The organism is Methylobacterium segetis, assembly GCF_004348265.1.
Lineage (GTDB): Bacteria > Pseudomonadota > Alphaproteobacteria > Rhizobiales > Beijerinckiaceae > Methylobacterium > Methylobacterium segetis.
This window is the reverse complement of the sequence record NZ_SMNT01000006.1, coordinates 20635-41998: the sequence shown is the minus strand read 5'-3', so window position 1 is coordinate 41998 and position 21364 is coordinate 20635. Positions and strand designations below refer to the sequence as shown.

The following is a 21364-nucleotide window of genomic DNA, read 5'->3' as shown; positions in this document are numbered from 1 at the left end:
GCGCCGCCTACTCGGCTGCCGCCCTCGCCCGGTCGTCCCAGACGCAGGCCGCAGGGTCCGCCTGCCCGGCCCGCAGGCTCGGCCGGTAGCGGTAGAGCGTCGAGCAATACTGGCAGATGATCTCGTGGTCGGCGCCCATGTCGAGGAAGACGTGCGGATGGTCGAACGGCGGCAGCGCCCCGATGCACATGAACTCCCGCGAGCCGACCTCGATCGTGCCCACGCCGAGATCGTTGTGGAAGTGCGGTACCGCCTTGTCAGCCATCGCGCCGTCCTGCCCTGCGCCGGCCCCGCTCGGGGCCGGGCCTTGTCCGTCGACGAATCTCGCGCCCCGGAGCGTCGCGCGACCGGGACGGCCATGCCTCTAGCCTCTCCGGGCGCGCAATCCTAGGGGAAAGCGCCGCGCTCCGCCCCTGCACGGGCCCGGGTTGGCGTCGCCGCGCGCAGACCGTACATAGGGTATCCGCCGCAGCCTCCCGCAAGACGTTCCCTCGATGACCCAGCAAGACCAAGTCGCCGCGCAGGGCTCCCGGCGCGCCCCGGAGCCGCCGATCCACGCCGCCGAGGATTTCGAAGGGATGCGCCGGGCCGGCCGCCTCACGGCGGAGGCCCTCGACCTGCTGATGGAGGCGACGCAACCGGGCGTGACCACCGAGCATCTCGACCATCTCGCCTACGAATTCGCGATGGACCACGGGGCCTATCCCGCGTCGCTGTTCTACCGGGGCTACCCGAAGTCGATCTGCACCTCGATCAACCACGTGGTCTGCCACGGCATCCCGAACGACAAGCCCCTGCGCGAGGGCGACATCGTCAACCTCGACATCTGTCTCATCCTCGACGGCTGGCACGGCGATTCGAGCCGGATGGCGTACGTCGGCGAGGTGCCGCGCAAGGCGCAGCGCCTGTGCGAGATCACCTACGAGGCGCTGATGCGCGGCATCGCGGCGATCAAGCCCGGCGGCTCGACGAACGACATCGGCCGGGCGATCCAGGCCTACGCCGAAGCCGAGCGCTGCTCGGTGGTGCGCGATTTCTGCGGCCACGGCCTCGGCCGGACCTACCACGACGCGCCGACGATCCTGCACTACGTCGAGCCGAGCTACGACGTGCCGCTCAAGGCCGGCCAGTTCTTCACGGTCGAGCCGATGATCAATCTCGGGCGCCCGGCCGTGAAGGTGCTCTCCGACGGCTGGACCGCGGTCACCCGCGACCGCTCGCTCTCGGCCCAGTTCGAGCACACCGTGGCGGTGACGGAGACGGGCGTCGAGATCTTCACCGTGTCGCCCAAAGGGTTGCATCAACCGGGTCTGCTTCAGCCGGGCCTGCACCAGCCCGCCCAGCCCACCGCCTGAGGCCCCGTGGGCCGCGCTTCGTCCGAGACGCTGGAGGACGCGGGCGGCCCGGCGCCCGGCCAAGAGGCCGGGCCGCACTATCTCGGGCACCGGGACCGCCTGCGCGCCCGCTTCGCGCAATCGGGCGCCGACACGTTGCCGGATTACGAGCTTCTGGAACTCGCGCTCTTCCGCGCCATCCCGCGCCGCGACGTGAAGCCGCTTGCCAAGGCGCTGATCCGCCGCTTCGGCAGCTTCGCCGAGGTGATCAGCGCGGAGCCCGCGCGGCTTGCCGAGATCGACGGCATCGGACCCGCCATCATCGCCGATCTCAAGCTGATGGAGGCGGCCGGCCATCGCCTCGCCCGCGGCGCCCTCGGCGAGCGCCCCCTCCTCTCCTCCTGGAGCGCGGTCCTCGATTACTGCCGCGCCACGATGGCCTTCTCCGCGCGCGAACAGTTCCGGATCCTGTTCCTCGACAAGCGCAACCACCTCATCGCGGACGAGGTGCAAGGGCGCGGCACGGTCGACCACACCCCCGTCTATCCCCGCGAGGTGGCCAGGCGCGCCCTCGAACTTTCGGCGACCGCCGTCATCCTCGCCCACAACCATCCGTCCGGTGATCCCACGCCCTCCGCGACCGACGTGAAGATGACGCGGGAGATCATCGGCGCGCTTGATCCGCTCAAGATCGTGGTTCACGATCACATCATCGTCGGGCGCGAGGGGCACGCCAGCCTGAGAGGTCTGAAGCTGATCTGATCGCGCCGCATGCGCGGGAGCCGACGCCGTCCGCGGCACTGGCGAGCTTGGCTTTATCAATCGTTCCGCAATAGAGCGCTGTCATGGCAGCGGCAAGGCCCCGATTTCTGCGGCATAACTCCACGACTCTCCATTCCAGACGCGGCGTCACCCTGACATACGGGTGATTGTCTTTCGATCTCCACTTCCGTTAGTGCCTTTCCCTTTGCGTGGCGCGCCTCTTGCCTCTAGCGTGACAGGTCAGGGAGGCGGACAATGGCACGCGTCGCGTTCGATGAGATGAGCGGTCTGGAGGGCAGCCCGGCTGCGATCCGGGAGGCCTACAGTCAGCTCAAGACCTGGCTCGACGCCACGCCGCCCGAGCAGTTCAACACGCGCCGAAGCCAGGCGGAGCTCCTGTTCCGGCGCATCGGCATCACGTTCGCGGTCTACGGGGACAACGAGTCGACCGAGCGGCTCATCCCGTTCGACATCATCCCCCGCGTGCTGACGAAGCCCGAATGGGGCTTCCTGGAGCGCGGCCTCAAGCAGCGCGTGACCGCGATCAACGCCTTCCTCAACGACATCTACGGCGCGCAGGAATGCCTGAAGGCCGGCATCATCCCGGCCGACCTCGTCTACCGGAACGCGCATTACCGGATGGAGATGCGGTCCTTCAAAGTCCCGCACGACCTCTACGTCCACATCGCCGGCATCGACATCGTGCGCACCGGCGAGAACGACTTCTTCGTTCTGGAGGACAATGCCCGCACGCCGTCGGGCGTCTCCTACATGCTCGAGAACCGCGAGGTGATGCTTCGGCTCTTCCCGGACCTGTTCTCCCGGCACCGGGTCGCGCCGGTGGAGAACTATCCCGATGCGCTCCTCGCGACGCTGCGCAGCCTCGCGCCCACCACCGCGACGCGCGACCCGACCGTCGTGCTGCTGACGCCCGGACGCTACAACTCGGCTTTCTACGAGCACTCGTTCCTGGCGGACAAACTCGGCGTCGAGCTCGTCGAGGCGTCCGACCTCTTCACCAAGGACGACACGGTCTACATGCGCACGACCGAGGGTCCGCGCCGGGTCGACGTGATCTACCGGCGCCTCGACGACGATTTCCTCGATCCGCTCGTGTTCCGTCCCGACTCGGTGCTCGGCGTGCCCGGCCTCATGAACGCCTACGAGCGCGGGACCGTGACGCTTGCCAACGCGGTCGGCACCGGCATCTCCGACGACAAGGCGGTCTACAGCTACATGCCGGAGATCGTGCGGTTCTTCACCGGGGAGGAGCCGATCCTGCACAACGTGCCGACCTATCGCTGCCGCGAGAAGGACGCCTTCGCCTACGTCATGGACCACCTGCACGAACTCGTGGTGAAGGAGGTCAACGGGTCGGGCGGCTACGGCATGCTGGTCGGCCCCCACGCGACGAAGCGCGAGATCGAGGAGTTCGGCCGCCGCCTGCGGCACGCGCCGGACGGCTTCATCGCGCAGCCCACCCTCTCGCTCTCGACCTGCCCGACCTTCGTGGCCTCCGGCGTCGCGCCCCGGCACGTGGATCTGCGGCCCTTCGTGCTCTGCGGCGCCGACGAGATCCGCATCGTGCCGGGCGGCCTGACGCGCGTCGCGCTGAAGGAGGGCTCGCTCGTGGTCAATTCCAGCCAGGGTGGGGGGACGAAGGACACCTGGGTTCTCGACGGCTGAACCTGCCAATTTCTTAGGCAGGTCTGCCTGCCTGGAAAAGCATCACCTTCCGCGCCCCAGACCGATCGCCAGCGAAACGACCATGCTCTCCCGAACCGCCGACAACCTCTACTGGCTCTCGCGCTACGTCGAGCGCGCCGAGTTCGTCGCCCGCATCCTCGACGCGGCACACCGCCTCGCCTCGCTTCCGACGAGCTATGGCGGCGGCGAGACGAACGAGTGGGCCTCCGCCCTCGCCTCCGCGGGCGATACCGAGGTGTTCAAGCCGCTCTACGACGGCATCAACGCCGATACGGTGAGCAACTTCCTCGCCTTCAGCCCGCACAACCCATCCTCGATCCGCTCCTGCATCGAGATGGCGCGGGAGAACGCCCGCAGCGTGCGCACGGCCCTCACCACCGAGATGTGGGACACGATCAACGGGGCGTGGCTCGAATTGCGGAACTACGAGGGCCGCGACCTCAACCGCGAGGATTTTTCGCGCTTCCTCGACTGGGTGAAGGGCATCTCGCTGACCTTCGACGGCTCGGCCTACCGGACGATGCTGCGCAACGACGCCTACTGGTTCACCCGCCTCGGCACCGGCCTGGAGCGCGCCGACAACACCGCCCGCATCCTCGACGTGAAGTACCAGATCCTGCTGCCCGCCCACGAGAAGGTCGGCGGCAGCCTCGACTACTTCCAGTGGACCACGATCCTGCGCGAGGTCTCGGCCTTCAACGCCTATCACTGGGTCTACCGGGAGAGCATCAAGCCGCTGCTCGTGGCCGATCTCCTTATCCTCAACCGGCAGATGCCGCGCTCCTTCGCCAATTGCTACGGCATGATCGTGGAGCATCTCGATCTCATGGCCGATGCCTATGGGCGGCGCGGCGCCAGCCAGCGGCTCGCGGGCAACCTGCTGGCGCGCCTGGAGAGCGAGGACATCGACCGCATCTTCACCTCGGGCCTGCACGAGTTCGTCACCGTCTTCATCGGCGAGAACAACCGCGTCGGCGCAGCCATCACCGAGCAGTATCTGGTCTGACACCGGGCAACACGGGTAGAACGTTCCGCATGCGCATCCGCGTCGTCCACGAGACCATCTACAGCTACGAGCAACCGGCCCGCGGCCTGATCCAGGTCTTGCGGCTGACGCCCCGCGACCATGACGGGCAATACGTCCGCCGCTGGCGGATCGAGCCCTCGATCGACGGCCACCTGACCGAGCGGGAGGACGGGTTCGGCAACATCGTCCACTGGTTCTCGCCGGACGAGCCGGCCGACGCCCTGGTGATCCGCGTGACCGGGGAGGTCGATACCAACGAGACGCACGGCATCGTGCGCGGCGCCGTCGAGCGCCTTCCCGACCCGTTCTACCTGCGCGAGACGGACCTCACCGCGCCGAGCGACGAGATCCAGGATCTCGCCCGGCGCGCCGCGGGCGCGGGCGACCCGGCCGTGCTGCCCTGCCTGCACCGCGTTCTCGGCGCGGTCTGCGATGCGATGGCGTTCGAGGCCGGCCCGGCGAGCGCGAGCACCGATGCGGCGCGATCCTTCGCGGCCGGCAAGGGCGTCTGCCAGGATCTCGCCCACGTCTTCATCGCGGCGGCGCGGCACCTGGAGATCCCGACGCGCTACGTCTCCGGCTACTTCCGGCGCGACGACGGCGAGGTGGACCAGAAGGCGGGCCATGCCTGGGCGGAGGCCCTCGTCCCGGATCTCGGCTGGGTCGGCTTCGACCCCTCCAACGCCATCGGCACGACGGAGGGCTATATCCGGGTCGCCACCGGGCTCGACTATCTCGGCGCGGCCCCGATCCGGGGCAGCCGGACCGGCGGCGGCACCGAGACGCTGGACGTGCGCCTCCGAGTGGAGCAAGCACAGGCGGCAACCCAATCCTGATCCGGGCGGCGTCGCGGACGACGTTCAGGGAAGTACCAAGCCATGACCTACTGCGTCGGGGTCCTCGTGGAGCACGGGCTCGTGATGATCGCCGATACCCGCACCAATGCGGGGCTCGACGACATCTCCACCTATCGCAAGCTGCATCACTTCAACGTGCCGGGCGAGCGCGTGATGATGCTCGCCTCGGCCGGCAACCTGTCGGTGACGCAATCGGTGCTCAGCCTGCTCGCCGAGGGCGTGCCGGCGGATGAGGAGGGCGAGGGGCCGATGCGCTTCATCGAGGCGCCGACCATGTTCCAGGCCGCCCAGCTCGTCGGCCGCGCGATCCGGCATGTGCGCGCGATCGAGCGGGAGGGCTTCGCCGCCGCCAACCTCCGCTTCGAGGTCTCCTTCCTGTTCGGCGGCCAGATCGGCGCCGAGCCGATGCGGCTGTTCCTGATCTACTCGGCGGGCAATTTCATCGAGTGCAGCGGCGACGCGCCGTTCCTGCAGATCGGCGAGCACAAATACGGCAAGCCGATCCTCGACCGCGCCGTCACCTACGCGACGGACCTCTACGACGCGCTGAAGGTGAGCCTCGTCTCGATGGACTCGACGATGCGCTCGAATCTCGGCGTCGGCCTGCCGATCGACGTGGCGGTCGCGCGGCGCAACGCCCTCGACCTCGAGGTGAGCCACCGGATCGAGGCGGGCGAGCCCTACTTCCACGACCTGCGCGAGCGCTGGTCCGCAGCATTGCGGGCAGCCCACCGCGCGATCCCGAGGCCGCCCTACGGGCCGGCGGCGCGGTAGCGCCGGGGTCCGGCGATCAGCGGGCCGACACCGTCTCGGCCCGCGCTTCCCAGGATGCGATCAGGGTTCGCGCCTCGGCTGCCGGATCGTCGGAGCGCATCAGGCCGCCCATCACCGCGAGGCCGGCTGCGCCCGCGGCCCGACAGAGGGCCGCCTCGCGCTGCGTGACGCCGCCGAGCGCGAGCACCGGGACGCCGTGTCCCGCTGCGGCCGCGATGCCGGCGGGGCCGAGGGCGGGGCCATAGCCCGGCTTGCTCGCGGTCTCGAAGATCGGGCTCAGCGTCGCGTAATCGATCCCGGCCGCGGCGAGCCCTGCGATCTCCGCCGGAGCGTGGGCCGAGACGCCGACCAGGGCTTCGTCCGGCAGCAGGCGCCGGGCCGCCGCGACATCCTCCGGCGTCGAGCCGCCGGGCAGGTGAACGCCGTCCGCCCCGATCGCGGCCGCGAGCCCCGCGTCGCGGCCGATCACGAGGGTGCCGCCGGCGTCCCGGATGAGAGCGAGGAGATCCGAGGCGAGGCGCCGCCGCTCGGCCGGTTCGAGATCCCCGTCCCGCAGCCAGAACGAGCTTCCTCCGCCCGTGAGGATCCGGCCCACGGTCTCGACGAGGCTGCGCCTGTGGCCGTGCCGATCCGTCACGACGAGGAGCGGCGACGGCAGCTTTCTCACGAGCCGACGAGGCCGAGCTGCGGGCTCGACGGGTCGGCGCGGCCCCGCCGCGGAATGCGGCCGGCGAGATGGGCGAAGCGGCCGGCCTCGACGGCGTGGCGCATGGCGCGGGCCATCCGGACCGGATCGTCGGCCTTGGCCACCGCCGTGTTGATGAGGCAGGCCGAGGCTCCGAGCTCCATCGCGACCACCGCGTCGGACGCCGTACCGATGCCGGCATCGACGATGACGGGCACGCTGGCGCGGCGGCAGATGAGCTCGATATTGGCGGGGTTCGCCACGCCCATGCCGGAGCCGATCAGCGAGCCCATGGGCATCACGGCGGCGCAGCCGATATCCTGCAGGCGCTGGCAGACGACTGGATCGTCGTTGCAATAGGGGAGCACGACGTAGCCGTCGTCGACGAGATGGCGGCAGGCTTCGATCAGCTCCGCGACGTCCGGGTAGAGGGTCTCGCGGTCGCCGATGACCTCGACCTTGATCCAGTTCGTGTCGAGGGCCTCGCGGGCGAGCTCCGCTGTCATGATCGCGTCGCGCGCCGTCTCGCAACCCGCTGTGTTCGGCAGGAAGCGGTAATCCTTGAGGATGCGAACGGTATCGGACCCGTGGCCCTGGAGGGAGACGCGGCGGATCGAGGCCGTGACGATCTCGGCGCCCGAGGCGGCCACCGCCTCGCGCATGATCGCCTGGGTCGGATAACCCGCCGTGCCGATGAGGAGGCGCGAGCCGAGGCTCACGCCCGCGATGACGAGCCTGTCCTCCTCGGACGGGCGCAGCGGCGTCACGGTGTCGGATGGTGTCATGTGTCAGCCTCCCTGCATGGCGCGCACGATCTCGACGCGGTCGCCCTCCCGGACGGGCGTCTCCGCCCAGTCCTTGCGGCGCACGACGCGGCCGTTCAGCGCGATGGCGATGCCCTGCGGGCTCTCGATGCCGGTCTCCTCGGCCTCGAAGCGGAACAGGGCCTCGATGTCGGCGGCCTCGCTCTCGCGGGGCTGTCCGTTGACGGTGAGCTTCATGCTGTCGCCCTGATGCCCTGGCTGTCCCGGAACCGGCCGAGGCCGAAGGCCCGCGCGTAATCGGGCAACGCGCCGTCGAGCACGAGCGCCGTCACGGCGTCGGCGGTGGCCGGGTTCAGGAGATAGCCGTTGCGATGATGGCCCGTCGCCGCGACGAGGCCCGGCGCCAGCACGTCGATGATCGGGGCGTCGTCGTCCGAGGTCGGCCGGTAGCCGCTCCAGACCGCCTCGACCTCCATCTCCTCGACCCCCGGCAGCACCCGGCGCGCGCCCTCGAGCAGCGCGTAGAGGCCGCCCGCCGTGACGCCGGCGCGGAAGCCGCAATCCTCCACCGTCGCGCCGACGATGAGATGTCCGTCGCTCTTGGGCGCAAGGTGCACCTGCTCGGTCCAGACCATCCCGGAGAGCGTACCCGTGCGCCGCGTGGTGCGCAGCGCGAGCGACTGCCCCTTCAGGGGGCGCACCGGCAGCGCCAGTGCCTCCGGCAGCAGGCCGCCCTCGCCGCTCCAGGCTCCGGTCGCCAGGATCACGGTCTCGGCCGTGATCGTCCCCGCCTCCGTGCGGGCACCGACGACGCGGCCGCCCGCCCAGTCGAGGACGGTCACGGGCGTCCCCTCGACGATCGTGACGCCCGCGCGCGCACTGGCCGCGGCGAGGGCCGCCATCACGAGCGTCGGGTCGACCTGATGGTCGAGGGGGCAGGCGATGCCCGCCGTCACGGTCGGGCGCAGCATCGGCTCGCGGCGACGCACCTCCGCACCGCTCAGCCACTCGGCAGCGACGCCCGAGCGGCGCTGCAGGTCGTAGCGGAAGCGCAGGCGCTCCACCTCGTCCCGGCCGATGGCGACGACGAGCGTGCCGTCCTGCCGATAGTCGATCTCCAGGCCGGAGGCCGCCTGCAGCGCGTCGCGGAAGTGCGGCCAGCGACGCAGGCTCTCGAGGGCGAGCGGCAGCAGCGCGTCCGAGCTGGGCTCGTGCTCGGCGGCGGGCGCCAGCATGCCGGTCGCGGCGAGGCTCGCCCCGGCGCCGAGGGTTTCGCGCTCCAGCACGGTGACCGAGCGGCCGGCCTCGGCGAGGCGCCAAGCGATCGAGAGGCCGATGAGGCCGCCGCCGACGACGAGGATGTCGGCGCGCGCGGGCAGGCCGGCGGACGCCGCGGGCCCCTGCCCGGCGCGGCGCAGTCCGATGGGTGAGATCGGCACGGATGCCAAGGATTCCCCTCCGCGATGGCCCGCAGAGATTGGTGTCCTTCAGCTTCTCTCGGAAGCAACCGGGCCCTTGTCGGAAACCCGCGGTCCAATCCCTACGCCGGTATGAGCCGGATCAGGTTCGAAGGATTTCCGCGCCGCCGTCCTCGCGAGGACGGCCCATCGGTTTCTCAGCCCCTTGCCGGGGATCTCCCTGGAACACCTGAGATTTGGACGCTCGACCGCCCCGGGTCAAGCCCGCTTCAGGCAGGCGGCGGGCTTGGCGGCGGGGCGGAAGACCGCCATGGGCTCGGGGAAGCCGTCCAGGCTGTGGATGCCGAGGGGCTCCGGATCGCCCCACAGGAAGTCGACGAAGGGCTTCGACATGAGGAGCGGCTCGCCGAGCGTCCGGTTGAGCCGGGCGAGCCGGCTCGCGAGGTTCACGTCGCGGCCGATCACCGTGAAGTCGAGGCGCGCGCCGGAGCCGACATTGCCGTAGGCGGCCTCGCCGTGATGGAGCGCGATCCCCGCGGCCACCGGATTCGCGAAGCGGCCGAGCCCGTTCGCCTCGTCGAGGGCCGCGAGCGCGGCCTGCGCCGCGGTCAGCGCGCCCTGGGCGGCGCCGCCGAGGTCGTCGCCCGGCTCGCGGAAGATCGCGAGCAGCCCGTCGCCCAGATATTTCAGGATCTCGCCGCCCTCCCGCTCGATCGCGGGCACGAGGCAGTCGAAGAAGATGTTGAGGAGGTCGACCGCCTCCTCGGGCGTCATCTCGGCGGAGATCTGCGTGTAGTCGCGCATGTCGGCGAACAGGATCGCGGAGCGGATGCGCTGGACGTGACCGCGGCGGATGGCGCCCGAGAGGATCGCCCGGTGCGGCTCGTCGCCCACGTAGATCCGCAGCACGTGGTCGAGCTGCTTGTTGACGAGGCGCATCTCCATCACGGCGGCGAGCGTCGGCATCACGAAGCGCAGGATCGCGATGTGGTCGTCGCGGAACCCCTCCTCGGAGCGGGTCGCGAAGGTGATGCCGTTGCGGGCCCCGTTCGTGAAGATGAGCGGCGCCACGAGATAGTGGCGGTAGCCCGCCGCCTTCAGCTCGGGGATGATCGAGTAGGCGTCGTCCGCGGTCTCCGCGAGGTCGAGGATGAGCCAGTCGCCGGTCTCATGGACGGTGTAGAAGGGGCTCGCCCGGTACGCCTTGTCCGAGGCCTCCCCGTGCGGGAACAGGCGCACGGTCGCGCCCTCCTCGCGGCTCCAGGTGCGGCCGACGCCGGCATATTCCGAGTGCAGCGTGTCGATGGCGGTGCTCGCCCGGTCGACGGGCACGTCGAGCGCGTTCAGGCGCTCGGCGAGGCCGGCGAGGAGATCGTCGGCGGCGAGCGTCCGGGTCCCCTCGCTGAGCAGCCAGTCGCGCAGGCCGACGCAATCCTGGAGATGGCCGAACGGCACGCCCTCGGCCTCCGAGCCATCGGCTTCGGCGGTCGGCGAGGACGGCGACTTTCGGGAGCCAGACTCGAGCATACGGCCAAGGTGGTGGTGGGACGCGCGGGCGACAATGGCCGCGCAGGGATTCGCTCGCGGCGCACGGACATTACCGACGCGCGGCTGAAACCAGAAATAGAATCGGGAAAGCAGAATTCCGGCTTCCGAGATCGGACCCGCCGATGCCCGGAAGGTGGCAGATCTCGGGTGGCCCCGAGATCTGCTGGAGAGGAGCGCCGCGTCGCGGTCTCCGCTCAGTTGTCGAGGAAGCTCCTGAGCTTCCGGCTCCGGCTCGGGTGCTTGAGCTTGCGCAGGGCCTTCGCCTCGATCTGGCGGATGCGCTCGCGGGTCACCGAGAATTGCTGGCCGACCTCCTCGAGGGTGTGATCGGTGTTCATTCCGATGCCGAAGCGCATGCGCAGCACCCGCTCCTCGCGCGGCGTCAGGGAAGCGAGGACGCGCGTCGTGGTCTCGCGCAGGTTCGACTGGATCGCCGCGTCGATCGGCAGGACGACGTTCTTGTCCTCGATGAAGTCGCCGAGGTGGCTGTCCTCCTCGTCGCCGATCGGAGTTTCGAGGGAGATCGGCTCCTTGGCGATCTTGAGGACCTTGCGGACCTTCTCCAGCGGCATCGCCAGCTTCTCGGCCAGCTCCTCCGGGGTCGGCTCGCGGCCGATCTCGTGCAGCATCTGGCGCGAGGTGCGGACGATCTTGTTGATCGTCTCGATCATGTGCACCGGGATGCGGATGGTGCGGGCCTGGTCGGCGATCGAGCGGGTGATCGCCTGCCGGATCCACCACGTGGCGTAGGTCGAGAACTTGTAGCCGCGGCGGTACTCGAACTTGTCGACCGCCTTCATCAGGCCGATGTTGCCCTCCTGGATCAGGTCCAGGAACTGCAGGCCGCGGTTGGTGTACTTCTTGGCGATCGAGATCACGAGGCGGAGGTTGGCCTCGATCATCTCCTTCTTGGCCTGACGGGCTTCGCGCTCGCCCTTCTGGACCATGTTGACGATCTTGCGGTACTCGCCGATCTCCAGCCCCGTCTCCGAGGCCAGCGTCAGGATCTGCTCGCGCAGGTCCCCGACCTGCCGCCCGCCCTTCTCGACGAGGTTCTTCCAGCCCTTGCCGCCGAGCGTGCCGACCCGCTCCATCCAGTTCGGGTCGAGCTCCCAGCCCTGGTAGTGGCGCAGGAATTCGTCGCGGGCGACGCCGTGGCTCTCGGCGTAGCGCATCAGCCGCCCCTCGTGGGAGATGAGGCGCTTGTTGATGTCGTAGAGCTGCTCGACGAGCGCCTCGATGCGGTTGTTGTTGAGCGAGAGCGACTTCACGTCCGCGACGACGACGTCCTTCAGCTCGGAGAGCTTCGATCCCTGGGAGGCCGTCGAGCCCTCGCCGGACGCCTTCCGGGCGGCCTGCTCGTTCTGGAGCTTGCGAAGCTTGCGGTAATTGTCGGCGATCGCGTCGAACGTCTCGAGGACGCGCGGCTTGATCTCGGCCTCCATCGCGGCGAGCGAGACGTTGTTCTCCATGTCGTCTTCGTCGTCGCCGCCCTCGGGCGCCGCGGCCGGCTCGCTCTCCTCGCTCTCCTCGCCCTCGGCGATCTGGGGCGCGTTCTTCCCGTCGGGACCCGCGTAGGTCGCCTCGAGATCGATGATGTCGCGCAGCAGCACCTTTCCGTCGACGAGCTCGTCGCGCCAGATGATGATCGCCTGGAACGTGAGCGGGCTCTCGCAGAGGCCCGCGATCATCGCCTCGCGGCCGGCCTCGATGCGCTTGGCGATCGCGATCTCGCCCTCGCGGGAGAGGAGCTCGACCGAGCCCATCTCGCGCAGGTACATGCGGACGGGATCGTCCGTGCGGTCGGTCGGCTCCTTGGTGGTCTCCGAGCGCACGGCGACGGCGCGCGCGGGCGAGACCTCGGCCACTTCCGTGCCCTCGGCCCCCTCCTCGTCCTCGGCGGCCTCGCCGTTGGCGGGCCGCTCTGTCGCCGCCTCGTCGGTCTCCTCCGCCTCGACGACGTTGATGCCCATCTCCGAGAGCTGGGCGAGCACGTCCTCGATCTGGTCGGGATCCGACTGACCGTCCGGCAGGACCTCGTTGACTTCCTCGTAGGTGACGTAGCCGCGCTTCTTCGCGAGCTTCACCATCCGCTTTACCGAGGCATCCGTCAGGTCGAGGAGCGGCCCGTCGGTCTGTTCCGCCGGAGCGGCGTCCGTCTCGTCCCGTTCAGTTGCCTTCGTCGCCATGATCAGCCTATTGTTTTCGTGGCGGTGCGATGCGGGAGCTTTCGGGCCGCTCCGCGCCATCGACGCCGCAATGCGCGTGAACCACGACCGGTTCGCGACCCGGCCGCTTCGATCCTCAACCCGGTATGCAAGCAAGACGCTTGACCGATTGTTAACTATGCGGCGGCGGAGCGTCGCTCCGACGCCTTTGCACCAGCTTTACGGCGCGGTCGAGTCGGTCGTCTCCGGCACATCCGTCTCGGCCTCCGCTCCGGCCACCACGGCCAAGCGTGCCTTGACATCGCAGAGCCACGCAAAATTGGCCTCGGTTTCCTCTTCGACCAGCGCCCGCTCAGCCTGGCGGAGTTCGCTATGTAGCGCTCCCGCCTTGCGGTGCAAGATCATAGCCTGACGCAATGCGTCTTCGAGACGCACGGGATCGGCGTGCGGATCGAGGGCCCATCGGTCGCCGGGACGGACCCGGAACGCGAGCCGCTCGACCGCCTCCTCGAGGCCGGCGCGCGTGATCTGGCTCTCGACGAGGGAGGCATCCGCCTCCGCCGCCTCGGCCGCGCGGTCGAGGAGGAAGGAGCGCAGCGTGACCGCGTCGGCATCCTCGAATTCGAGTTCGGCCAATTCCTCGACGTTGAGGCCGAGGAGTTCCGGATGGGCGACGAGGCTGCCGACGATCATCGCCTCCCGGAAGTTCCCGCCCCCCGCGAAGCCCGAGGATCGCGCCAGCAGCGCGCTCGGGGCCGCGGTGAGCCGGGGCGAGGCCGGCGGGTCGCCGGGTCGCCCGCCGCGGCGCTGGAAGCCGTTCGCGCGCCCGCCCTGCTGGAAGCCCGGACGGGCTTGGGCGGCGCGCGGGGAGAGCGCCCGCAGCCGCTCCTCGATCTCGTCGCGATAGTATCTCCGGACGGTCTCGTCGCGGATGATCGCGATCATCTCGCGCAGGCCCTTGGCGAGGCCGGCGCGGCGCTCCGGCGTGTCGGTGGGGCCGGCCTCGACCGCGCGGGCCCAGAGCACCTCGACGAGGGGCTTGGCCGCCTCCAGCACCCGGTCGATGGCGGAGGCACCGCCCGAGCGCAGGAGATCGTCCGGATCCTGCCCCCCCGGCAGAAGGGCGAAGCGCAGGGACTTGCCGGGCTCGAGCATCGGCAGCGCCACGTCGAGCGCCCGGAAGGCGGCGCGCTGGCCGGCCTTGTCGCCGTCGAAGCAGAGGATCGGCTCGTCCGCCTGCCGCCAGAGCAGCCCGAGCTGCTCCTCGGTCAGCGCCGTCCCGAGGGGCGCCACCGTGTTGGCGTGGCCCGCCATCGTCATGGCGATGACATCGACGTAGCCCTCGACGGCGATGATCGTGCCGCGCTCGTGGGCCGCCTTGCGGGCCTGGTGCAGGTTGTAGAGCCCCTGCCCCTTGTGGAAGAGCGGCGTCTCCGGCGAGTTCAGGTACTTCGCCTTGGCGTCCGCCTGCATCGCGCGGCCGCCGAAGGCGATGACGCGGCCGCGCACATCCGCGATCGGGAACATGATCCGGTCGCGGAAGCGGTCGTAGGGGACGGCGACGTCCTCGCCCGCGTAGAGCAGGCCGAGCTCGGCCATGAGGTCCTTCGGCACGTCCTTGCCCGCGAGGAAGTCGCGCAGGCCGTAGCGTTCCGAGCCCGCATAGCCGAGGCGGAAGCGGACGCGGATCTCCGAGCCGAGGCCCCTCTTGTCGAGGTAGGCCCGGGCCTGGGCGGCGGCGGGCGCGCGCAGCTGCTCCTCGTAATAGGCGGCGGCGAGCTCCATCACCTCGATCGCCCCGCGCCGCCGCGTCTCCATCTCGCGGGCATTCTCGGTCGGCGCCGGCAGCGCGACCCCGGCCTCGCCGGCCAAGCGCTCGACCGCTTCGGGGACGCTCAGCCCTTCCGTCTCCATCAGGAAGGTGAAGACGTCGCCGTGCTTGCCCGACGAGAAGCAATGATAGAACTGCTTCTGGTCGTTCACGTAGAAGGACGGCGTCTTCTCGGAATTGAAGGGCGAGAGCCCGCGCCACTCGCGGCCGGCCTTCTTCAGGCGTACGCGCCGGCCGATCACGTCGGAGGCCGGCAGGCGGGCGCGGATCTCATCGAGGAGGTGTGGCGGGTAGCGCACGCTCAGGTCCGGTTTGACGAGCCGGACACCTTATCGGATCGCATTGGCTGAGTCCCAGCACCCTGCCGATCATGCCCGTGATTCACGCCTTGGCGTTGAGCGCATCCTTCACCAGCCCGCTCGCCTTCGCGAAGTCCATGCGCCCGGCGTACTTCCCCTTCAGGGCGCCGATGACCTTGCCCATGTCCTTCGCGCCGGCGGCGCCCGTCTCGGCGATGGCGGCCTCGATCGCGGCCTTCGTCTCGGCCTCGTCCATCTGCTGGGGCAGGAAGGTCGCGATGATCGCCGCCTCGGCGCGCTCGTTCCCGGCGAGTTCGGGGCGGCCGCCCTGGTCGTAGACGCCGGCCGATTCGTTGCGCTGCTTGATCATCTTCTGCAGGAGCGCCAGCACCTCGTCCTCGGTCGCCTGGCCCTTGCCGGCGCCGCGGGCCTCGATGTCGCGGTCCTTGATGGCCGCCTGGATCATCCGCACCGTGGCGAGCTTCGCCTTCTCGCCGGCCTTCATGGCCTCCTTCATCTCCGCGGTCAGGCGCTCGCGCAGGGACATCGGTCTCTCCAATTCGAAAAGCTGTTGGGTGGCCTGCGATTCCCGGCGGTTGAGCCGTCGGCCCGCCGGGGCCACATTGACCCTGACGCGGGCCGCTCGCTAAGAGCGCCCGAGATATCACGCCACCCGAACGCGCAGGGCCGCCTCCCGGCCTCGGGTCGGCCGGACATAAGCGAGATCACGCCGATGCTGCAAGACGATGGCGCGCCAGCGCATTCGAGTCCCGCGCCCGAGCCCTGGGCCGAGCCCCTGGCCACCGCCCTCCTCGTGCTCGCCGACGGCACGATCCTCGAAGGCTTCGGCATCGGCCAGACCGGCGTCGCCGAGGGCGAGGTCTGCTTCAACACCGCCATGACGGGCTACCAGGAGATCCTGACGGACCCGTCCTATGCGGGGCAGATCGTCACCTTCACCTTCCCGCATATCGGCAATGTCGGCACCAACGACGAGGATCTGGAAAGCCTCGACGCGGCGCCGGCCTCTGGCGTGCGCGGCGTCGTGATCGCCTCCGCCGTGACGCAGCCCTCGAGCTGGCGCTCGTCGAGCCATCTCGACGCGTGGCTGCGGGCCCGCGGCATCGTCGGCATCACGGGCGTCGACACCCGCGCGCTCACCGCCCGCATCCGCGACAACGGCATGCCGAACGCGGTGATCGCCAACGATCCGGAAGGGCGATTCGACCGGGAGGCGCTGAAGGCGCAGGCCGCCGCCCTCGCCCCGATGGAGGGCCTCGACCTCGTGCCGCCGGTGACGAGCCGCGAGACCTCCTCCTGGACCGAGACGGTCTGGGCGGTGCAGGGCGGCTACGGCAAGCGCGAGCTCGGCCAGGGCTTCCGCGTCGTCGCGATCGATTACGGGGTGAAGCGCAACATCCTGCGGCTGCTGGCGGAGGCCGGCTGCGACGTCACCGTGGTGCCGGCCACCACCAGCGCCGAGGAGATCCTCGCGCTCAAGCCCGACGGCGTCTTCCTCTCGAACGGTCCCGGCGACCCGGCCGCCACCGGCACCTACGCCGTGCCGGTGATCCGCAAGCTCCTCGACGAGCGGGTGCCGACCTTCGGCATCTGCCTCGGCCACCAGCTCATGGGCCTCGCCCTCGGCGGGCGCACCGTCAAGATGGCGCAGGGCCATCACGGGGCGAACCATCCGGTGAAGGACAAGACCACCGGCAAGGTCGAGATCGTCTCGATGAACCACGGTTTCGCGGTGGACCCGGCAACCCTGCCCGGAAACGCGGTCGAGACCCACGTCTCGCTCTTCGACGGCTCGAATTGCGGCCTGACGCTGAGCGACCGGCCCGCCTTCTCCGTGCAGCACCACCCGGAAGCCTCGCCCGGCCCGAAGGACAGCCACTACCTGTTCGAGCGCTTCGTCACCCTGATGCGCGAGAACAAGCCCGAGACCGAGATGGCAGGGCGCTGACCGGACGCGCGTCATAAAAAACCCGGGATTGCCCCGCATCCCATCGTCCGCGCCCGTCAACGGCGATGCAGCAACGCATCGTCGGCGGGGCGGACAACAGATCGGGGCTGTCGGATGACCTTGGACGAAGCGCGCGACGACTTCTCGCGGCTGCATCGCATCTTCACCTTCCATCTCGGCGTCGCGGTCGGCCTGTCCTGGCTGACCACGCTCTACGCCGCGTGCTACGCGCCGTGGGTCCGCAACATCCGCGCCCTGCTCGACCCGACCGGCCTCGACCGCGTCGAGAGCACCCTCTCCTTCCTCTTCGTCCTGCCGGCCGTGCTGACGGTCGCCTGGCTCTCGGTCTATTTCGGCCGCGAGATCATGCGCCGGACGCAGACGCTGCCGAATCTGACCCTCGAATTCGCCGCCGCGGCGATGGTCGCCTTCGGCGTGTTCTACCTCTCGATCGACCGGGCGGTCGCCGCCCTCTACATCGGCCTCTGAGGCCGGCGCCGAGGCGGTTTTCCGGGCGCACCCGCCAGGGGTGCGCCCGACGCGCGCCCGCTCTCCGATCCGGCTCTTTCAAACGCGCACGCCTGCGTGTAAACGCGGGGCCGAACGACAATCCACGCCGCCTGCGCCCGCCCCGTTGCCGCTCCGCTTCCCCGGCGCCGCGCGCGGACGGGCGCGCGTGCCTGTATGAAGGCGTCCGATGCCCAAACGCACCGATATCTCCTCGATCCTGATCGTCGGTGCGGGTCCGATCATCATCGGACAGGCGTGCGAGTTCGACTATTCCGGTACCCAGGCCTGCAAGGCCCTCCGCGAGGAGGGCTACCGCATCGTGCTGGTCAACTCGAACCCCGCCACCATCATGACCGACCCGGACATGGCGGACGCGACCTATGTCGAGCCGATCACGCCCGAGATCGTCGCCAAGATCATCGAGAAGGAGCGTCCCGACGCGATCCTGCCGACCATGGGCGGCCAGACGGCGCTGAACTGCGCCCTCTCCCTCCCGCGCATGGGCGTGCTCGAGAAGTTCGGCGTGCAGATGATCGGCGCGACGGCGGAAGCCATCGACAAGGCCGAGGACCGGCACCTGTTCCGCGACGCGATGACGAAGATCGGGCTCGAGACCCCGAAATCGGCGCTCGCCAACGCCTCGGCCGCCAAGAAGGCCGACCGTGAGAAGTACCTCGCCGAGGTCGCCGGCATCGAGGCGGCAAATCCCGAGCCGGCCGCGCGGCGCGCCGCGCTCACCGAGTTCGAGAAGAAGTGGCAGCGCGGCGAGGGCGACCGGCGCAAGCGCTACGCCGAGCACGCGCTGGGCCAAGCCCTCGTGGCCCTCGCCGAGGTCGGGCTCCCGGCCATCATCCGCCCCTCCTTCACCATGGGCGGCACGGGCGGCGGCATCGCCTACAACCGCGAGGAGTTCCTCGACATCGTGGAGCGCGGCATCGACGCCTCGCCGACGAACGAGGTGCTCATCGAGGAGAGCGTGCTCGGCTGGAAAGAGTACGAGATGGAGGTCGTCCGCGACCGGGCCGACAATTGCATCATCGTCTGCTCCATCGAGAACATCGACCCGATGGGGGTGCATACGGGCGATTCGATCACCGTCGCCCCCGCGCTGACGCTCACCGACAAGGAATATCAGGTGATGCGCGACGCCTCCCTCGCGGTGCTCCGCGAGATCGGCGTCGAGACCGGCGGCTCGAACGTGCAATTCGCGATCAACCCCGAGAACGGGCGCATGATCGTGATCGAGATGAACCCGCGCGTCTCGCGCTCCTCGGCCCTCGCCTCGAAGGCGACCGGCTTCCCGATCGCCAAGGTCGCGGCCAAGCTCGCGGTCGGCTACACGCTCGACGAGATCGCCAACGACATCACGGGCGGCGCCACCCCGGCCTCGTTCGAGCCGACGATCGACTACGTCGTCACCAAGATCCCGCGCTTCGCCTTCGAGAAATTCCCCGGCGCCGAGCCGACGCTCACCACCGCCATGAAGTCGGTGGGCGAGGCCATGTCGATCGGCCGGTGCTTTGCCGAATCGCTGCAGAAGGCGCTCCGCTCCCTGGAGACGGGGCTGACCGGCCTCGACGAGATCGAGATCGAGGGCCTCGGCAAGGGCGACGACCACAACGCCATCAAGGCCGCCATCGGCACGCCGACGCCGGACCGGCTCCTCCAGGTCGCGCAGGCGCTCCGCCTCGGGGTCAGCCACGAGGAGGTCTACGCCTCCTGCAAGATCGACCCGTGGTTCCTCGAGCAGCTCCAGGCCATCGTCGATCTCGAGAACCGGGTGAAGGCGCACGGCCTGCCCGGGACCCCGGGCGCCTTCCGGCAGCTCAAGGCCGCCGGCTTCTCGGACGCGCGCCTCGCGGTGCTGGCCGGCCTCGAGGAGGCGGAGGTGCGCGCCAAGCGCCGCGCCCTCGACGTGCGCCCCGTCTTCAAGCGCATCGACACCTGTGCGGCCGAGTTCAAGGCGCCGACCGCCTACATGTACTCGACCTACGTGGCCCCCTTCGCGGGCGCGGTGGTCGACGAGGCGCAGCCCACGAACGCCCGGAAGGTGATCATCCTCGGCGGCGGCCCGAACCGGATCGGCCAGGGCATCGAGTTCGATTATTGCTGCTGCCACGCCTGCTTCGCGCTCTCCGAGGCCGGCTACGAGACCATCATGGTCAATTGCAATCCGGAGACCGTGTCGACCGACTACGACACCTCGGACCGGCTCTATTTCGAGCCGCTGACCGCCGAGGACGTCCTGGAGATCATCGAGACCGAGCGCCAGGCGGGCACGCTCCACGGGGTCATCGTGCAGTTCGGCGGCCAGACGCCGCTGAAGCTCGCGCGCGCGCTGGAGGCGGCCGGCGTGCCGATCCTCGGAACCTCGCCCGACGCGATCGACCTCGCCGAGGACCGCGACCAGTTCAAGCGCCTCCTCGACAAGCTCGGGATGAAGCAGCCCAAGAACGGCATCGCCTACTCGGTCGAGCAGAGCCGGCTGGTCGCCGCCGATCTCGGCCTGCCCTTCGTGGTGCGCCCGAGCTACGTGCTCGGCGGGCGGGCCATGGCGATCATCCGCGACGAGACGCAGTTCGCGGACTACCTCCTCGACACGCTGCCGAGCCTGATCCCCTCCGAGGTCAAGGCCCGCTACCCGAACGACAAGACGGGCCAGATCAACACGGTGCTGGGCAAGAACCCGCTCCTGTTCGACCGCTACCTGTCGGACGCGGTCGAGGTCGACGTCGACGCGGTCTGCGACGGCAAGGACGTCTACATCGCGGGCATCATGGAGCACATCGAGGAGGCGGGCATCCACTCGGGCGATTCCGCCTGCTCGCTGCCGCCCCGCTCGCTCTCGCCCGAGATCATCGCGGAGCTGGAGCGCCAGACGAAGGCGATGGCGCTGGCCCTCCAGGTCGGCGGCCTGATGAACGTGCAATACGCCATCAAGGACGGCGTCATCTACGTGCTGGAGGTGAACCCCCGCGCCTCCCGCACCGTGCCCTTCGTCGCGAAGGTGATCGGCGAGCCGATCGCGAAGATCGCGGCTCGCATCATGGCCGGCGAGCCCTTGGCAGGCTTCGGCCTCAAGCCGAAGACGCTCGCGCATATCGCGGTCAAGGAGGCGGTGTTCCCCTTCGCCCGCTTCCCCGGCGTCGATGTGCTGCTCGGGCCGGAGATGCGCTCGACCGGCGAGGTGATCGGCCTCGACGGCGGCTTCGGGGTCGCCTTCGCCAAGAGCCAGATCGGCGCGGGCGCCTCGATGCCGACGACGGGCACCGTCTTCGTCTCGGTGCGCGACGCGGACAAGGCGCGGATCCTGCCCGCCGTGCGCACGCTCAAGGATCTCGGCTTCGCCATCCTGGCGACCGGCGGCACCCAGAAGTTCCTCGTCGAGAACGGGGTTCCGACCGAGCGCATCAACAAGGTGCTGGAGGGCCGTCCGCACGTGGTCGACGCCATCAAGAACGGCGACATCCACCTCGTCCTGAACACCACCGAGGGAGCAGGTGCGCTGTCCGACTCGCGCTCGCTGCGCCGGGCGGCCCTCTTGCATAAAGTCCCGTACTACACCACTCTAGCCGGCGCGATGGCGGCGGCCGAGGGGATCAAGGCCTACCTCGAAGGCGATCTTCAGGTGCGCGCCTTGCAGGAATACTTCGCGGCCTGAGCGGTAAGAGTCGCGGGTGCCATCGCACCCGCGGTTCGAGACGGTTCGGG

At 69.6% G+C, this 21364-nt stretch carries 18 protein-coding genes and 1 riboswitch; of the genes, 9 read left to right on the top strand and 9 right to left on the bottom strand.

Annotated features, from left to right (window positions below):
* Window positions 1–7: 7 nt before the first annotated feature.
* A complete protein-coding gene (locus E1J50_RS02775; protein ID WP_132250179.1) occupies window positions 8–265 on the bottom strand; it encodes a zinc-finger domain-containing protein in 258 nt (85 codons plus the stop codon).
* A 229-nt stretch (window positions 266–494) separates the two neighbouring features.
* On the opposite strand from E1J50_RS02775, the gene map reads away from it, so the two are divergent.
* The 6 genes from map (at window position 495) to E1J50_RS02745 (ending at window position 6461) form a co-directional block, all read left to right on the top strand.
* The gene (gene map / locus E1J50_RS02770) at window positions 495–1355 is read left to right on the top strand and encodes a type I methionyl aminopeptidase (protein WP_132250177.1); all 861 of its coding nucleotides are present in this window, start codon (window positions 495–497) and stop codon (window positions 1353–1355) included.
* A 30-nt stretch (window positions 1356–1385) separates the two neighbouring features.
* A complete protein-coding gene (gene radC, locus E1J50_RS02765; RefSeq protein ID WP_245516402.1) occupies window positions 1386–2096 on the top strand; it encodes a RadC family protein in 711 nt (236 codons plus the stop codon).
* A 255-nt stretch (window positions 2097–2351) separates the two neighbouring features.
* Window positions 2352–3782: a circularly permuted type 2 ATP-grasp protein gene (locus tag E1J50_RS02760; RefSeq protein ID WP_132250174.1), complete on the top strand. Its 1431-nt coding sequence runs from the start codon at window positions 2352–2354 to the stop codon at window positions 3780–3782.
* Between the two features lie 82 nt (window positions 3783–3864).
* The gene (locus E1J50_RS02755) at window positions 3865–4809 is read left to right on the top strand and encodes an alpha-E domain-containing protein (protein ID WP_132250172.1); all 945 of its coding nucleotides are present in this window, start codon (window positions 3865–3867) and stop codon (window positions 4807–4809) included.
* A gap of 29 nt (window positions 4810–4838) precedes the next feature.
* A complete protein-coding gene (locus E1J50_RS02750; protein WP_132250170.1) occupies window positions 4839–5666 on the top strand; it encodes a transglutaminase family protein in 828 nt (275 codons plus the stop codon).
* Window positions 5667–5708: 42 nt separating this feature from the next.
* Window positions 5709–6461 (top strand): proteasome-type protease, encoded by a 753-nt coding sequence (locus E1J50_RS02745; protein WP_132250168.1) that lies wholly within the window; start codon window positions 5709–5711, stop codon window positions 6459–6461.
* A gap of 16 nt (window positions 6462–6477) precedes the next feature.
* Here E1J50_RS02745 and E1J50_RS02740 read toward each other — a convergent pair whose 3' ends face one another.
* From E1J50_RS02740 to E1J50_RS02705, 8 genes are all read right to left on the bottom strand, one after another.
* Entirely contained in the window at window positions 6478–7128 is a 651-nt protein-coding gene (locus tag E1J50_RS02740) for a thiamine phosphate synthase (protein WP_132250166.1), read from the bottom strand.
* Window positions 7125–7931 (bottom strand): thiazole synthase, encoded by an 807-nt coding sequence (gene thiG / locus E1J50_RS02735; protein ID WP_132250164.1) that lies wholly within the window; start codon window positions 7929–7931, stop codon window positions 7125–7127. Before thiG ends, E1J50_RS02740 begins: the two co-directional genes overlap by 4 nt.
* A gap of 3 nt (window positions 7932–7934) precedes the next feature.
* On the bottom strand, window positions 7935–8147 hold the full coding sequence (thiS, locus tag E1J50_RS02730) for a sulfur carrier protein ThiS (RefSeq protein ID WP_132250162.1): 213 nt from the start codon (window positions 8145–8147) through the stop codon (window positions 7935–7937).
* Entirely contained in the window at window positions 8144–9349 is a 1206-nt protein-coding gene (gene thiO, locus E1J50_RS02725; RefSeq protein WP_425374903.1) for a glycine oxidase ThiO, read from the bottom strand. Before thiO ends, thiS begins: the two co-directional genes overlap by 4 nt.
* Window positions 9350–9429: 80 nt before the next feature.
* A riboswitch (TPP riboswitch) is annotated at window positions 9430–9559 on the bottom strand.
* Between the two features lie 27 nt (window positions 9560–9586).
* A complete protein-coding gene (locus E1J50_RS02720) occupies window positions 9587–10855 on the bottom strand; it encodes an adenylate/guanylate cyclase domain-containing protein (protein ID WP_132250158.1) in 1269 nt (422 codons plus the stop codon).
* Window positions 10856–11070: 215 nt separating this feature from the next.
* Window positions 11071–13065: an RNA polymerase sigma factor RpoD gene (gene rpoD / locus E1J50_RS02715; RefSeq protein WP_132250156.1), complete on the bottom strand. Its 1995-nt coding sequence runs from the start codon at window positions 13063–13065 to the stop codon at window positions 11071–11073.
* Window positions 13066–13263: 198 nt separating this feature from the next.
* The gene (gene dnaG / locus E1J50_RS02710) at window positions 13264–15174 is read right to left on the bottom strand and encodes a DNA primase (RefSeq protein ID WP_132250154.1); all 1911 of its coding nucleotides are present in this window, start codon (window positions 15172–15174) and stop codon (window positions 13264–13266) included.
* 82 nt (window positions 15175–15256) lie between these two features.
* The gene (locus tag E1J50_RS02705; RefSeq protein WP_132250152.1) at window positions 15257–15721 is read right to left on the bottom strand and encodes a GatB/YqeY domain-containing protein; all 465 of its coding nucleotides are present in this window, start codon (window positions 15719–15721) and stop codon (window positions 15257–15259) included.
* A 186-nt stretch (window positions 15722–15907) separates the two neighbouring features.
* Here E1J50_RS02705 and carA point away from each other — a divergent pair, with 186 nt between their 5' ends.
* The 3 genes from carA to carB all read left to right on the top strand — a co-directional run bounded on the left by carA (window position 15908) and on the right by carB (window position 21314).
* Window positions 15908–17143 carry a glutamine-hydrolyzing carbamoyl-phosphate synthase small subunit gene (gene carA / locus E1J50_RS02700; protein WP_132250150.1) on the top strand — a complete coding sequence of 412 codons (1236 nt, stop codon included), beginning with the start codon at window positions 15908–15910 and terminating at the stop codon, window positions 17141–17143.
* A 114-nt stretch (window positions 17144–17257) separates the two neighbouring features.
* Entirely contained in the window at window positions 17258–17632 is a 375-nt protein-coding gene (locus tag E1J50_RS02695; protein ID WP_132250148.1) for a hypothetical protein, read from the top strand.
* A 208-nt stretch (window positions 17633–17840) separates the two neighbouring features.
* Window positions 17841–21314 (top strand): carbamoyl-phosphate synthase large subunit, encoded by a 3474-nt coding sequence (carB, locus tag E1J50_RS02690; RefSeq protein ID WP_132250146.1) that lies wholly within the window; start codon window positions 17841–17843, stop codon window positions 21312–21314.
* The last annotated feature ends 50 nt before the right edge of the window (window positions 21315–21364 follow it).

Coding starts and splice junctions, on each gene's coding strand:
- E1J50_RS02775 (WP_132250179.1), bottom strand. CDS start 265: ATGGCTGACAAGGCGGTACCGCACTTCCACAACGATCTCGGCGTGGGC.
- map (WP_132250177.1), top strand. CDS start 495: ATGACCCAGCAAGACCAAGTCGCCGCGCAGGGCTCCCGGCGCGCCCCG.
- E1J50_RS02760 (WP_132250174.1), top strand. CDS start 2,352: ATGGCACGCGTCGCGTTCGATGAGATGAGCGGTCTGGAGGGCAGCCCG.
- E1J50_RS02755 (WP_132250172.1), top strand. CDS start 3,865: ATGCTCTCCCGAACCGCCGACAACCTCTACTGGCTCTCGCGCTACGTC.
- E1J50_RS02750 (WP_132250170.1), top strand. CDS start 4,839: ATGCGCATCCGCGTCGTCCACGAGACCATCTACAGCTACGAGCAACCG.
- E1J50_RS02745 (WP_132250168.1), top strand. CDS start 5,709: ATGACCTACTGCGTCGGGGTCCTCGTGGAGCACGGGCTCGTGATGATC.
- thiG (WP_132250164.1), bottom strand. CDS start 7,931: ATGACACCATCCGACACCGTGACGCCGCTGCGCCCGTCCGAGGAGGAC.
- thiS (WP_132250162.1), bottom strand. CDS start 8,147: ATGAAGCTCACCGTCAACGGACAGCCCCGCGAGAGCGAGGCCGCCGAC.
- E1J50_RS02720 (WP_132250158.1), bottom strand. CDS start 10,855: ATGCTCGAGTCTGGCTCCCGAAAGTCGCCGTCCTCGCCGACCGCCGAA.
- rpoD (WP_132250156.1), bottom strand. CDS start 13,065: ATGGCGACGAAGGCAACTGAACGGGACGAGACGGACGCCGCTCCGGCG.
- E1J50_RS02705 (WP_132250152.1), bottom strand. CDS start 15,721: ATGTCCCTGCGCGAGCGCCTGACCGCGGAGATGAAGGAGGCCATGAAG.
- carA (WP_132250150.1), top strand. CDS start 15,908: ATGCTGCAAGACGATGGCGCGCCAGCGCATTCGAGTCCCGCGCCCGAG.
- E1J50_RS02695 (WP_132250148.1), top strand. CDS start 17,258: ATGACCTTGGACGAAGCGCGCGACGACTTCTCGCGGCTGCATCGCATC.
- carB (WP_132250146.1), top strand. CDS start 17,841: ATGCCCAAACGCACCGATATCTCCTCGATCCTGATCGTCGGTGCGGGT.